General features: G+C 71.3%; 13 protein-coding genes and 1 pseudogene. 5 read left to right on the forward strand and 9 right to left on the reverse strand.

The genetic code is table 11. The features are described 5' to 3' along the window. Positions 1-120 precede the first annotated feature (120 nt). From ACFWBF_RS10350 to ACFWBF_RS10360, 3 genes are all read left to right on the forward strand, one after another. Positions 121-1962 carry an endonuclease/exonuclease/phosphatase family protein gene (locus ACFWBF_RS10350; protein ID WP_385598193.1) on the forward strand — a complete coding sequence of 614 codons (1842 nt, stop codon included), beginning with the start codon at positions 121-123 and terminating at the stop codon, positions 1960-1962. A gap of 62 nt (positions 1963-2024) precedes the next feature. Continuing rightward, positions 2025-2462 (forward strand): GNAT family N-acetyltransferase, encoded by a 438-nt coding sequence (locus ACFWBF_RS10355; protein ID WP_385598196.1) that lies wholly within the window; start codon positions 2025-2027, stop codon positions 2460-2462. Positions 2463-2621: 159 nt separating this feature from the next. Further along, a complete protein-coding gene (locus ACFWBF_RS10360; protein WP_385598199.1) occupies positions 2622-2876 on the forward strand; it encodes a hypothetical protein in 255 nt (84 codons plus the stop codon). A gap of 94 nt (positions 2877-2970) precedes the next feature. On the opposite strand, the gene dapD is transcribed toward ACFWBF_RS10360, so the two are convergent. Beyond that, complete coding sequence (gene dapD, locus ACFWBF_RS10365) at positions 2971-3951, reverse strand: 2,3,4,5-tetrahydropyridine-2,6-dicarboxylate N-succinyltransferase (RefSeq protein ID WP_385598201.1); 981 nt, start codon at positions 3949-3951, stop codon at positions 2971-2973. A 9-nt stretch (positions 3952-3960) separates the two neighbouring features. After that, entirely contained in the window at positions 3961-5190 is a 1230-nt protein-coding gene (locus ACFWBF_RS10370) for an MFS transporter (RefSeq protein ID WP_385598271.1), read from the reverse strand. Between the two features lie 94 nt (positions 5191-5284). On the opposite strand from ACFWBF_RS10370, the gene ACFWBF_RS10375 reads away from it, so the two are divergent. Beyond that, positions 5285-6157: a winged helix-turn-helix transcriptional regulator gene (locus ACFWBF_RS10375; RefSeq protein ID WP_385598204.1), complete on the forward strand. Its 873-nt coding sequence runs from the start codon at positions 5285-5287 to the stop codon at positions 6155-6157. A gap of 59 nt (positions 6158-6216) precedes the next feature. Here the strand turns inward: ACFWBF_RS10375 and ACFWBF_RS10380 are convergent, their stop codons facing one another. Further along, a complete protein-coding gene (locus tag ACFWBF_RS10380; RefSeq protein WP_385598206.1) occupies positions 6217-6753 on the reverse strand; it encodes a TetR/AcrR family transcriptional regulator in 537 nt (178 codons plus the stop codon). After that, positions 6753-7073: a DMT family transporter gene (locus ACFWBF_RS10385; protein WP_385598209.1), complete on the reverse strand. Its 321-nt coding sequence runs from the start codon at positions 7071-7073 to the stop codon at positions 6753-6755. Before ACFWBF_RS10385 ends, ACFWBF_RS10380 begins: the two co-directional genes overlap by 1 nt. A gap of 131 nt (positions 7074-7204) precedes the next feature. Between ACFWBF_RS10385 and ACFWBF_RS10390 the strand changes: the two genes are divergently transcribed. Continuing rightward, the gene (locus ACFWBF_RS10390; RefSeq protein WP_385598212.1) at positions 7205-7987 is read left to right on the forward strand and encodes a hypothetical protein; all 783 of its coding nucleotides are present in this window, start codon (positions 7205-7207) and stop codon (positions 7985-7987) included. On the opposite strand, the gene ACFWBF_RS10395 is transcribed toward ACFWBF_RS10390, so the two are convergent. The 5 genes and pseudogenes from ACFWBF_RS10395 to sufC form a co-directional block, all read right to left on the reverse strand. Then, positions 7974-9281: a DUF3616 domain-containing protein gene (locus ACFWBF_RS10395; RefSeq protein ID WP_385598273.1), complete on the reverse strand. Its 1308-nt coding sequence runs from the start codon at positions 9279-9281 to the stop codon at positions 7974-7976. The two genes, ACFWBF_RS10390 and ACFWBF_RS10395, sit on opposite strands and share 14 nt — an antisense overlap. Before the next feature lie 267 nt (positions 9282-9548). Continuing rightward, positions 9549-9881, reverse strand: a pseudogene (locus tag ACFWBF_RS10400) (metal-sulfur cluster assembly factor); the annotation flags it as partial. Then, a complete protein-coding gene (gene sufU, locus ACFWBF_RS10405; protein ID WP_385598215.1) occupies positions 9878-10339 on the reverse strand; it encodes a Fe-S cluster assembly sulfur transfer protein SufU in 462 nt (153 codons plus the stop codon). The gene sufU and the pseudogene ACFWBF_RS10400, both read right to left, overlap by 4 nt. Before the next feature lie 20 nt (positions 10340-10359). Then, a complete protein-coding gene (locus ACFWBF_RS10410; RefSeq protein ID WP_385598218.1) occupies positions 10360-11616 on the reverse strand; it encodes a cysteine desulfurase in 1257 nt (418 codons plus the stop codon). Further along, positions 11613-12377, reverse strand: coding sequence for a Fe-S cluster assembly ATPase SufC (gene sufC / locus ACFWBF_RS10415; RefSeq protein WP_385598221.1), 765 nt, complete (start codon positions 12375-12377; stop codon positions 11613-11615). The genes ACFWBF_RS10410 and sufC overlap by 4 nt, the downstream gene beginning before the upstream one ends. Positions 12378-12383 lie beyond the last annotated feature (6 nt).

The following is a 12383-nucleotide window of genomic DNA, read 5'->3' on the forward strand; positions in this document are numbered from 1 at the left end:
TTGGTTCATCCCACAGACAGCTTTCGTATCCCCTGTAGGGCTTGACAACTTTGCTGACCAAGAAGGAAATTGACGCGCGTAGATCTCTGCTTTCCTCAACTCACACCGGAGTTCCTGCCCATGCGCTCCTCGCATCCCCGCTCCGCCGCCGTCGCGGCCCTCGTCGCCACCGCACTGGCCACCGGCCTGCTCGCCGGTTCCGCCGACGCCGCCGAGGGCGCCGCGTCGGCCGATCCGATACGCATCCACGACATTCAGGGCGCCACCCGGATATCCCCGCTCAACGGCAAGCAGGTCATCGACGTCGAGGGCATCGTGACGGGCGTGCGCACGTACGGCTCGCGCGGTTTCTGGATCCAGGACCCGGACGCGGACGACAACGCCGCCACCAGCGAGGGCGTGTTCGTCTTCACCAGCTCCGTCCCGACCGTCGCCGTGGGCGACGCGGTCAAGGTCTCCGGCCTGGTCGGCGAGTACATACCCGGCGGCGTCTCCTCCGGCAACCAGTCGGTCACCCAGATCTCCAAGCCGGCCGTGACCGTCGTCTCCTCGGGCAACGCCCTGCCCGCGGCCACCGCCGTCAACGAGTACTCGGTCCCCGCCGAGTACGCCCCGGCCGGCGACCCGGCCGCCGCGGGCAGCATCAACGGCCTGACCCTGGACCCCGCGCGCTACGCCCTGGACTACTACGAGTCCCTCGAGGGCATGAACGTCCAGATCGGCACCTCGCGCGTGGTCGGCGCCACCGACCCGTACGCGGAGCTGTGGGTCACCGTGAAGGGCTGGGAGAACCAGGCCAAGCGCGGGGGCACGATCTACGGTTCCTACGAGTCCCAGAACACCGGCCGCCTCCAGATCCAGCAGCTCGCGCCCCTCGCGCAGCAGCCCTTCCCGGTGGCCAACGTCGGCGACAAGCTGACCGGCACCACCGAAGGCCCGCTGGACTTCAACCAGTTCGGCGGCTACACGCTGGTGGCCCGCACCCTCGGCACCGTCAAGGCGGGCACCCTCGCCCCGGAGAAGACCAAGCCGCAGGCGGCGAACGAGCTCGCGGTGGCCACGTACAACGTCGAGAACCTCGACCCGACCGACCCGCAGGAGAAGTTCGACAACCTCGCCAAGGCGGTCGTCGAGAACCTCGCCTCCCCCGACATCGTGGCCCTGGAGGAGATCCAGGACGACAACGGCGCCAAGAACGACGGCACGGTCTCGGCCGAGCAGACGCTGACGAAGTTCACCGCGGCCATCGCGGCCGCGGGCGGCCCGGCGTACCAGTGGCGGACCGTCAACCCCGAGGACAAGAAGGACGGCGGCGAGCCCGGCGGCAACATCCGCCAGGTGTTCCTCTTCAACCCGGCGCGGGTCTCCTTCACCGAGCGCGCCCCGGGTGACGCGGTGACCGCGACCGGCGTGGTGAAGGAGAACGGCAAGGCCGCCCTGACCCACTCCCCCGGCCGCATCGACCCGGCGAACCCGGCGTGGGCGGACAGCCGCAAGCCGCTGGCCGGGGAGTTCGTCTTCCGCGGCAAGACGGTCTTCGTGATCGCCAACCACTTCGGCTCCAAGGGCGGCGACGAGGGCCTGGTCTCGCACCACCAGCCGCCGGTGCGCTCTTCGGAGGCCAAGCGACTGCTCCAGGCGCAGGCCGTGAACGGCTTCGTCAAGGACATCCTGGCGACCGAGAAGAACGCGAACGTGATCGCCCTCGGCGACATCAACGACTTCGAGTTCTCGGCGACGGCGAACGCGCTGGCGGACGGCGGGGCGCTGTACCCGGCGATCAAGTCGCTGCCGAAGGCGGAGCGGTACTCGTACGTCTACCAGGGCAACGCCCAGGTGCTGGACCAGATCCTGACCAGCCCGGCGATCAAGTCGTTCACGTACGACAGCGTGCACGTCAACGCCGAGTTCGCGGCCCAGAACAGCGACCACGACCCGCAGGTGCTGCGCTTCCGTCCGTAGTCCCCTGTACCGCAGGAGGCCCGGTCGCCGTCCCGACCGGGCCTCCTGCCACACTCCTGGGCATGATCTTCCGTACCGCCACGCGCGAGGACCTGCCCGCCGTCCTCGCCCTGCTGGCCGAGGAGGGCCGGGAGCCGACCGCCCTCGGCGAAGCCCAGGAGCGGGCTTTCGCCGACATCGAGGCGGACCCCCGCAACGAGTTGCTCGTCCTCACGGACGGGGACGAGGTCCTCGGCTGCCTCCAGCTGACCTACATCCCGGGCCTCGGCCAGGGCGGCCGGGAGCGGGCGCTGGTGGAGGCGGTACGGATCCGCGCGGACCGGCGGGGCGGCGGCCTGGGGGCGAAGCTGATGGAACTGGCTGTGGCGCGGGCCCGCGAGCGGGGCTGCGGCCTGGTCCAGCTGACCAGCAACAAGCGGCGGACCGACGCGCACCGCTTCTACGAGCGGCTGGGCTTCGCCCGGAGCCACGAGGGCTTCAAGCTCGCGCTGACGCGCTGACGACCTGAGCGCGCCGCGGCGGATGGCGGGAACGAGGGGGACTTTCGGCCCTGGCGTGAGGCTCGCCACATCGCTACCCATTCGGCCCGTTCTGGTGTTGAGTGTCCCCACGCTCGATCTTGCACCGCCCCGGACCGCTCGCACTCCCTGGAGGACCGCGTGTTCCCCTCCATCTCCCTCGCCCAGGAAATCGGCCTCGCCGTCCTGCTCGTCGCCGCTGTCGTCTGGGTCGTCGGTCTCGGCCACATGATGTGGGACAGCCGCTTCCACCACCCGCAGCCAAGCGCCTTCGACGGCCTCGGGGTCATCCCGGCCCAGCGCGGCTCGGCCGCGCACCCGATGGAGTCGGTGGAACTGACCGAGGCCGAACAGCAGGCCTTCGCGGGCCTGATCCGCACCATCCCCCTGCGCTGACCCGGTCCGAAAGCAGAACGCCCCCGCCCCCGGCTGGGGGACGAGGGGCGCTGCGACAGCCGGCCCCCGCAGGCGGCGCGGGCCCGGTGGTGGGTCAGTTGTGGCTGTGGAGGATCTCGTTCAGGCCGCCCCAGGCCGCCTTGTACGGGCGGGCCTCGACGGCGCCGGTGACCGAGTTGCGGCGGAAGAGGATGTTGTTGGCGCCCGAGAGTTCCAGGGCCTTGACGATCTGGCCGTCCGGGAGGGTGACGCGGGTGCCCGCGGTCACGTAGAGGCCGGCCTCGACGACGCACTCGTCACCCAGCGCGATGCCGACGCCCGCCTCGGCGCCGATCAGGGTGCGCTCGCCGATCGAGATGATCTGCTTGCCGCCGCCCGAGAGGGTGCCCATGGTGGACGCGCCGCCGCCGATGTCGGAGCCGTCGCCGACCACGACGCCCGCCGAGATGCGGCCCTCGACCATGGAGGTGCCCAGCGTGCCGGCGTTGAAGTTGACGAAGCCCTCGTGCATGACCGTGGTGCCCTCGGCGAGGTGCGCACCGAGGCGGACGCGGTCCGCGTCGGCGATGCGGACGCCCTTGGGGGCGACGTAGTCCGTCATCCGCGGGAACTTGTCGATCGAGGTGACCTGCAGGTACAGGCCCTCCGCACGCGCGTTGAGGCGTACGGTCTCCACCTGGTCGACCGCGACCGGGCCGAGCGAGGTCCAGGCGACGTTGGCCAGCAGGCCGAAGACGCCGTCCAGGTTCTGGCCGTGCGGCTTGACCAGGCGGTGGCTGAGCAGGTGCAGACGCAGGTACGCGTCGTGCGCGTCCAGCGGCTTGTCCTCCAGCGAGGAGATGACCGTGCGGACGGCTACGACCTCGACCCCGCGGACCGCGTCCGCGCGCAGGGCCTTGGCCGCGGCGGCGCCCAGCAGTTCCACGGCCTGTTCGGCGGTGAGGCGCTCGGTGCCGGCCGGGCCGGGCTCGGCGACCAGCTCGGGCGCCGGGAACCAGGTGTCGAGGACGGTGCCGTCGGCGGTGATGGTGGCAAGTCCGGCGGCGACGGCGCCGGTGGTACGCGTAGCAGTCATGTCCGAAACCTAACCGGCGACGGCCGCCGCGGGCGAACCGGTCTCATGTGCCGGTCGCGCGGGTCGTCGTGCCAACCGAGCGCCCACGAACAGCACGGTCGCGCCGGCGCCGGCGCCGAGCACCGAGCAGAGCGGCCACAGCAGGTCGGGCGCCGCCGCGTACAGGGCGCCGCCGAGCGGGGCGGCGAGGACCACGCCGCTGACGGAGACTCCCGCGTACAGGCTCTGGAAGCGGCCCACCGCGTGCTCGGGTGACTCGTCGGCGACGTAGGCGGTGGCGGTGGTCTTGTACAGGATCTCGCCGAGGGTGAGGAGCAGCATCATGGCGACGGCCGGGGCCACGCCCACGCCGAGCGCCAGCATGGCGTAGCCACCGCCCACCAGCACCAGTCCGGCGCCGATGATGTGCAACGGGGAGCGCTTGCGCAGGGCGACGGCGGCGGGGATCTCCAGGAGCAGGATGACGCCGCCGTTGATGGCGATGAGGAGTCCGTACGCACGGGTGTCCAGGCCGTGGTCGGCGAGGAAGACGGGGAAGGTCGTGTAGTGCTGCCGGTAGACGACGTCGACGACGACGATCGCGCCGAGCAGGACGAGTACGGCGGGCCGCGCGCGCAGTTCCTTCCACAGCCCCCCGCGGCCCAGACCCCCGTCCGGGGCCGCGGGAGGACGGGCGGCGCCTCGGGCCGGAACGGCACGGGCGGTCCAGAGGGCGAAGAAGAGGGTGCCGAGGCCGTCCGCGACGAAGAGCCAGTCATAGGAGAGCCCGGTCGCGACCAGGGCGGCGAGCGGCGTGCCGATGGTGAACCCGCCGTTGGACAGGCAGCGGGTGACGGCGAAGGCCTGCCGGCGGGATCCCTCCGGCACGGTGACGGCGACCAGCGCGGAGTGGGCCGCGCGGATCACCCCTGCGGCGTACTGGGCGACGGGCAGGGCGAGGGTGAGCGGGCCGGTGGGCAGCGCCGGCAGGGCGATGAGAACGGCCCCGCCGAGCGCGGAGGCGGTGAGCAGCACGCTCCGGTGGCCGAAGCGGTCCCCGTACCAGCCGCCGGTGAAGTTCCCCGCCACGAGGCCCAGGCCGCCGACGCCGACGATCAGCCCCGCCTGGGCGGTGCCGAGGCCGCGCGGACCGGTCAGGTAGACGAAGACGAAGACGAAGGTGCAGCTGACGACGGCATTGACGAAGACCCCCGCAGCCAGCAGCCACACGACCCTCGGTATGTCCTTGAACCCCTGCAGCACACCGTGGCCCCCGCCTTCAGACTGGTCAGTTCCTTTTGGGAACTGACTATGTCAGCATGACAGCCTTGGGTCAACGGACAAAGGAGTGCCCATGGCCCAGCGCACGCACCTCGGCGACGCGGACTGCTCCATCGCCCAGGCCCTCGACGTCGTGGGCGACTGGTGGACACTGCTGATCGTCCGCGACGCCGCACGCGGTGTGCACCGCTTCGAGGAGTTCCAGCGCGAGCTGGGGGTCTCCCGCAAGGTGCTGGCCGAGCGGCTGAAGCTGCTGGTCGAGGCCGGGGTGCTGACGCGCGAGCCGTACCAGGAACGCCCGGTGCGGCACGAATACCGGCTGACCCCGCGCGGGCGGGGGCTGCTGCCGGTCCTGGTGGCCCTCCAGGACTGGGGAGACACCTGGGTCCTGGGAGAGGGAGAGATGACGGCGACGACGGACGAGGCCTCACGGGAGGCGGTACGCGTGCACGCGCTGCGCGGCACCCGCCTGCCCGGGCTGCTGCTGCCGGACCGCTTCGGCGAGCTGCGCGACCCGGTGGCGGACACGCCGTTCACGGTCCTGTACTGCTTCCCCGGCGCGTACGCCCGGGCCGAGGCCTACCCGCCCGGCTGGGCCGGGATCCCGGGCGCCAAGGGCTGTACGTTCGAGTCGTGCACGTACCGCGACCAGCTGGAGGAGTTCACGGCGGCGGGGGCCACGGTGCACGGGGTCTCGACACAACGGCCGGACGAGCAGCGGGAGTTCGCGGAGCAGGAGCGGCTGCGCTTCCCGCTCCTCTCGGACGCGGAGCTCACCTTGACGGCGGCGCTGCGGCTGCCGACGTTCCGCGCGGCGGGGGTGAGCCGGCTGAAGCGGCTGACCCTGGTGGTGGACCGGGACCGCACGGTCCGCGAGGTGCTCTACCCGATCGTCGACATCGAGGCGAGCGTCACCGCGGCCCTGGCGGCCGTCCGCGCGGCGTAACCGGTCCCGGCCGCGGGCCCGGACCCGGACGCAGACGCCTGGCCGGGCCGGTCACAGCACTAGCGGCGACCCAGCACGCGCCGCAGGATCTCGCGGGCGTACGACTCGTCGTACTCGGCGTCCGTCAGCAGGACCTGCAGGCTGATGCCGTCCATGACCGCGACCAGCGCGCGGGCCGTGCCCGGGTCGGTCCGCGGGGCCAGGGCCGCGGCCACGGCCTCGACCCACTCCGCCGCCACCGGACGCAGCGCCGGGCGCCGCAGGGCCGCGAGGTAGAGCTCGTACTCGAGCTCCACCCGGCCCCGGTCCGCCGACAGCAGCTCCCCCAGCAATCGCGCCAGCGCCGCCGCGAGGTCACCGCCCTCCCGCACGGCCAGGGCCGGCGCGAAGGCCTCGTTCGCCTGACGCAGCGCCGCCACCAGCAGGTCGTCCAGTGACCTGAAGTGGTACGTCGTCGAACCCAGCGGGACGTCCGCCTCCGCGGCCACGCTCCGGTGGCTCAGCCCCGCGATGCCCTTCGCGCCCACCACCCGGATCGCCGCGTCGATGATCCGCTGCCGCCGGTCGGGGTCGTAACGCCGCGCGCCCGGGGGCATCAGTGGGCCCCGCCCATGTTCAGCAGCACCACGCCGCCGATCACCAGCGCGATGCCGGCGATCTTCGCGGCCGTCGCGGCCTCGCCCATGAACACCATCCCGATGGCGGCGATGGCGGCCGTGCCGACGCCCGCCCATATCGCGTACGCCGTGCCGACCGACATCGACTTGAGGGTCTGGGCGAGCAGCGAGAAGGCGATGACGTAGCCGACCACCGTGATCAGCGAGGGCCACAGCCTGGTGAAGCCCTCGCTGTACTTCATTGCGGTGGTCCCGGCGACCTCTGCGGCGATGGCCGCGGCAAGCAGTACGTAAGGCATGTGTACGAGTGTACACAGCGTTGCGTACGTTCGTACACATCGATGCCGGTGCACGGATCCACGCACGCCCGGGGACTCCTGCCCCCCGCCGCGCTACCCTGGCCGCCTCCGGGGAAACAGGGGGCCCGCGCATGGCGCAGTACTGGATGCCTCAGCCGCCCCGGGCCGGGGTGGTACCCCTGCGCCCACTGCGGCCCGGGGAGATACTCGGCGGCGCCTTCGCCACCCTCGGCCGGTACGGCGGCCGGTTGCTCGGCGCGCTGCTGCTCGGCCAGGCCGCGGCGCTGCTCCCGGTCGCCGTCATCGCCGGGGCGGCCACGCTCGCCTCGCTCTCCCGCTCGGCCGGCAGCCGGGTCTTCGTCTACGCCCTGCTCCCGACGGCGGCACTGTTCCTGCTGTTCGGCTGCGCGCTGGCCGCCGCCCTGGTCTCGGCCCTGCTCCGGCCCGCGGTGCTCGGGCGGCCGGTGAGCGTGCCCGGGCTGCTGCGGGCCGCCGCGCCCCGGGTCCCGGCCGTCTTCGGCACCCAGCTGCTGGTGCTGCTCGCCGTGGCGGGCCCCGCCGCGGCCCTCCTCGCCGCCGGGCTCCCCGCGGCCGCCCTGCTGCCCCTCGTACCGGTCGCCCTCTGGCTCGGGGTGCTGCTCGCCCTGGCGCCGACCGCCGCCGGGTACGAGGGGCTCGGCCCGGCGGCCGCCGTGCGCCGCTCGGCCCGCCTGGTGCGCGGCGCGTGGTGGCGGACCTTCGCGGTCACGGTGCCGGCCGGGGTGCTGGCGGCGGGGGCCGCCGCAGCGGTGGTGCTGTGGCTGGGCGCACTCGGCGCGCTGATCGCGCCCGCCCTCCTGCTCACCCTCCCCCAGCTGGCCGCCGGCCTGCACCACGTGGACCGGCGGCTGCGCCACGGCATCAGCCCAGCGTGAACCAGGCCGCCCGTGCCTTCTTCCACTCCGGGTGCGTCAGGTCCTTGGCCTCGGTGCCGTCGCCGTACAGGTCCGCGGACCCGCTGTCGGTGACGAGCTGCACCCGCGCCCCCGCGGCCGACAGGTCGGGCACGTCCACGATGGCCTCCCAGCCGCCCGGGTCGGAGGTCGGCAGGTCGGCGCGCTTGACGGGGGCGTGACCCGCGACGCCGTCCCACTGGTAGAGGGCGTACGGGTCGGAGTTGTCGTCCGCCGCCCAGGAGCCGGCCAGGATCAGGTACTGGTCGGCCGTGTTCTTGCGGATGTCGCGGATCGCGAGCCCGCCGAGGTCGAGCTCGATGCCCGCCCCGAAGGCCGCCTTGGCGCCGCTGGAGAGCACCATGTCGAAGTTGGTCACCGGCACGATCAGCGCCTTGCCGCCCGGCATCGCCGGCGCCAGCGGGGCACGGAAGCCGAGGTACGCGGTCGTCGTCGAGCCGGGGGCGAACTCCAGCCCCTCCACGTTGAACCCGTCGATCTGCTTCGGGGCCTCGCCGGCTGCCGTCCCCGCCGCGAATCCGTAGCGGTTGCCGTTCGCCGTGTCCCAGGCCACCAGGTCGTCGCGGAGCTTCTTGTACGAGCGCCCGTACGCGAGCTGCGTACCCGGTCCGGAGCCGCTCACCGTGGTGGTGAACACGGTGTTGCGGGGCGCCTTGTACTCGCCGTCCTTGTTGTTGCCGAGCGAACCCGTCCAGTAGACGGTGTTGCCGATCCGGGTCGCCCCTTCGATGTCCACCTCCTTGCTGACCCCGAGCTGCGAGCTGAAGTCCCAGGTCTTGACCGGCGCGGCCGAGCGGGAACGGTCGTACAGGCGCAGCACGTTGGACTCGTCGTCGGCGACGACGGTGTAGCCGCCGCCCACGTCCACGGCGGCCGAGGAGTCCGAGGCGCCGGTGAAGTAGCGGGCGTCGGCGGGGTTCAGCACCGCGGGGGACGCCGCGTACGACAGGGTCTTGGTGGCGCTCTTGCCGCCCAGCCCGGTCACCTTGACGGTGAGGTTGGTGTAACCGCGCCCCCGCGCGGTGACGGCCAGCTGCCGTACCGCACCGGCCCCGGTCACCGTCACGTCGCCCGTCCCGGCGACCGAGGACCTGCTCGACGCCGAGGCGCTGACGGTGAGCGCGGAGACGTCCGCCCCGCTCTGGCCCACGGTCACGTCCACGACCGGGTCGCCGACCGCGCCGACGGCCCCGGACAGGTACGCGGCGGACAGGCTGATGGTCGGCGTACCGTACGTCACCGCCTGCGCCGGCATGACCGAGACCGTCCCGGCGACGACCAGCGCCGCGAGCCCCGCGATGCCCAACTGCTTCTTCATCGGTTTCATCGGTGTCCCCCAGGAGTGGTGTGGGGCGCCACGTCGTGACGGCCGTCGAGAAGATTCGGCCACCGTGGCCAACTCCCGGTGCACGTCACCCGTCCGCCGGACGAACACGGAGGGCCTCCCGGGACGCCGGAGAACGAGAAGGGCCCCCGGCGGTGCCGGGGGGCCGTCTCGACATGCGGTGGGTGAGTAGGTGATTCCGGGCGCGCGCAGCGGCGGACCGCCCGCGGACGAGTTAGTTTGAGGGGGCCCCCCGGGCATCCAGACCCAGTTGATGCGCAGTTCGTTGACGATGCCGTCCGTCGCCGACTTCGCCTGGTCCTCGATGACGTCCGTCAGCGGGCAGGCCGCCGACGTCAGCGTCATGTCCAGGGTGGCGATGTTCGCGTCGTCGACGTGGATGCCGTAGATCAGGCCCAGGTTGACGACGTCGATGCCCAGCTCGGGGTCGACGACGTCGTAGAGGGCCTCGCGGACCTCTTCCTCGGTGGCCGGCTTGATCGACGCCTCGGGTGTCGCGTTCTCGGTCATGCCGTCTTCCTCTCGGCGTCGCCCAGTGCCTGGGCGGTCGCGTCCTTCCACGCCATCCAGCTCAGCAGAGCACACTTCACCCGCGCCGGATACTTGGAGACACCGGCGAACGCGACCGCGTCCTCCAGCACCTCCTCCATCTCCTCGTCGGGCTCGATCTTGCCCTTGGACTGCATCAGCTCCAGGAACACGGCCTGGATCTTCTGAGCCTCGGCGAGCTCCTTGCCGACGAGCAGCTCGTTCAGTATGGACGCGCCGGCCTGGCTGATGGAGCAGCCATGGCCTTCGTAGGAGACGTCGGTGAGCGTCTCGCCGTCATACTTCACGCGCAGCGTGATCTCGTCGCCGCATGTCGGATTGACGTGGTGCACCTCGGCGTCGCCGTCGCGCAGGCCACGCCCGCGCGGGTGCTTGTAGTGGTCCAGGATCAGTTCCTGGTACATCGATTCCAGCTTCACTGCGCCTCGTCGCCTCGTCGCTATCCGAAGAAGTTCCGTACGTGCTCCAGCCCGTCGACCAGTGCATCGACCTCGGCCGGAGAGGAGTACAGATAGAAAGACGCTCGCGTCGTCGCCGGAATTCCGTACCGGAGGCAGACCGGGCGGGCGCAGTGGTGTCCCACGCGGACCGCGATGCCCAGCTCGTCCAGAACCTGGCCGACGTCGTGCGGGTGGATGTCACCGAGCACGAAGGAGATCGCGGCGCCGCGGTCCTCGGCCGTGGTGGGGCCGATGATCCGCAGGTCGGGCACCTCGGCGAGGCGCTTGATCGCGTACTCGGTGATCGCGTGCTCGTGCGCGGCGATCTTGTCCATGCCGATCGCGGTCAGGTAGTCCACGGCCGCGCCGAGGCCGACGGCCTGGGCGATCGGGGGCGTACCGGCCTCGAACTTGTGGGGCGCCGGGGCGTACGTCGAGGAGTGCATCGAGACGGTTTCGATCATCTCGCCGCCGCCGAGGAACGGCGGCAGGTCCTCGAGCAGCTCCTGGCGGCCCCAGAGCACGCCGATGCCGGTCGGGCCGCACATCTTGTGGCCGGTGAAGGCCACGAAGTCGGCGCCGAGGGCCTGGACGTCCAGCGGCATGTGCGGAGCGGCCTGGGAGGCGTCGATCAGCACCAGCGCGCCGACCTCCTGCGCCCGGCGCACGATCGCGTCGACCGGGTTGACCGTGCCCATGATGTTGGAGACCAGCGTGAAGGAGACGATCTTCGTCTTCTCCGTGATGACCTCTTCGATGTTGGACAGGTCGAGGCGGCCGTCGTCGGTCAGGCCGAACCACTTCAGCTTCGCGCCGGTGCGCTGCGAGAGCAGCTGCCACGGCACGATGTTGGAGTGGTGCTCCATCTCCGTGATGGCGATCTCGGTCTCGCGGTCGACGCGGTAGGGCTCGTCCGCCCAGCCGAGCATGTTCGCGACGAGGTTGAGCGACTCCGAGGCGTTCTTGGTGAAGATCACCTCGTTGCGGCTCGGTGCGTTGATGAAGGTGGCGACCTTGTCGCGAGCGCCCTCGTACAGCGCCGTGGCCTCCTCGGCGAGCACGTGCACGCCACGGTGGACGTTGGCGTTGTGCTGCTCGTAGTACTCGTTCAGCGCGTCGAGCACCTGGCGCGGCTTCTGCGAAGTCGCCGCGTTGTCCAGGTAAACGATCTTCTTCCCGTCGTGGACCACACGATCCAGCAGGGGGAAGTCCTTGCGGATCGCCTCGATGTCGAGGAGGCCAGGCAGCTGTGTCACGCGGTCGCGCCACCCTTCACGTACTTGTCGTAGCCCTCGGCCTCCAGCTGGTCGGCGAGCTCGGCGCCACCGGACTCGGCGATGCGGCCATTCGCGAACACGTGCACGAAGTCGGGCTTGATGTAGCGCAGGATGCGCGTGTAGTGGGTGATCAGCAGGGTGCCGACCTCACCGGTCTCGCGGACGCGGTTGACGCCCTCGGAGACGATGCGCAGGGCGTCGACGTCCAGGCCGGAGTCGGTCTCGTCGAGGATCGCGATCTTCGGCCGGAGGAGCTCCAGCTGGAGGATCTCGTGGCGCTTCTTCTCACCGCCGGAGAAGCCCTCGTTGACGTTGCGCTCGGCGAAGGCCGTGTCCATCTGGAGCTGCTCCATGGCGGACTTGACCTCCTTCACCCAGGTACGCAGCTTCGGCGCCTCGCCGCGGATGGCGGTGGCCGACGTACGCAGGAAGTTGGAGACCGAGACGCCGGGGACCTCGACCGGGTACTGCATGGCGAGGAAGACGCCGGCGCGGGCGCGCTCGTCGACGGACATCTCCAGGACGTCTTCGCCGTCGAGGGTCACGGTGCCACGGGTGATGGTGTACTTCGGGTGACCGGCGAGGGAGTACGCCAGGGTGGACTTGCCGGAGCCGTTCGGACCCATGATGGCGTGCGTCTCACCCTGCTTGACGGTGAGGTCGACGCCCTTGAGGATCTCGCGGGCGCCGTGCTCGGCCTCGACGGAGACGTGCAGGTCGTGGATTTCAAGCGTTGCCATGGATAC

Origin of the sequence: Streptomyces sp. NPDC060028, assembly GCF_042736725.1 — a bacterium.
Classification (GTDB): Bacteria; Actinomycetota; Actinomycetes; order Streptomycetales; family Streptomycetaceae; genus Streptomyces.

Bases quoted from the DNA above. Each gene is read 5' to 3' on its own strand.
- ACFWBF_RS10350 (WP_385598193.1), top strand. From the start codon at position 121: ATGCGCTCCTCGCATCCCCGCTCCGCCGCCGTCGCGGCCCTCGTCGCC.
- ACFWBF_RS10355 (WP_385598196.1), top strand. From the start codon at position 2,025: ATGATCTTCCGTACCGCCACGCGCGAGGACCTGCCCGCCGTCCTCGCC.
- dapD (WP_385598201.1), bottom strand. From the start codon at position 3,951: ATGACTGCTACGCGTACCACCGGCGCCGTCGCCGCCGGACTTGCCACC.
- ACFWBF_RS10375 (WP_385598204.1), top strand. From the start codon at position 5,285: ATGGCCCAGCGCACGCACCTCGGCGACGCGGACTGCTCCATCGCCCAG.
- ACFWBF_RS10380 (WP_385598206.1), bottom strand. From the start codon at position 6,753: ATGCCCCCGGGCGCGCGGCGTTACGACCCCGACCGGCGGCAGCGGATC.
- ACFWBF_RS10385 (WP_385598209.1), bottom strand. From the start codon at position 7,073: ATGCCTTACGTACTGCTTGCCGCGGCCATCGCCGCAGAGGTCGCCGGG.
- ACFWBF_RS10390 (WP_385598212.1), top strand. From the start codon at position 7,205: ATGGCGCAGTACTGGATGCCTCAGCCGCCCCGGGCCGGGGTGGTACCC.
- ACFWBF_RS10395 (WP_385598273.1), bottom strand. From the start codon at position 9,281: ATGCCGGCGCAGGCGGTGACGTACGGTACGCCGACCATCAGCCTGTCC.
- sufC (WP_385598221.1), bottom strand. From the start codon at position 12,377: ATGGCAACGCTTGAAATCCACGACCTGCACGTCTCCGTCGAGGCCGAG.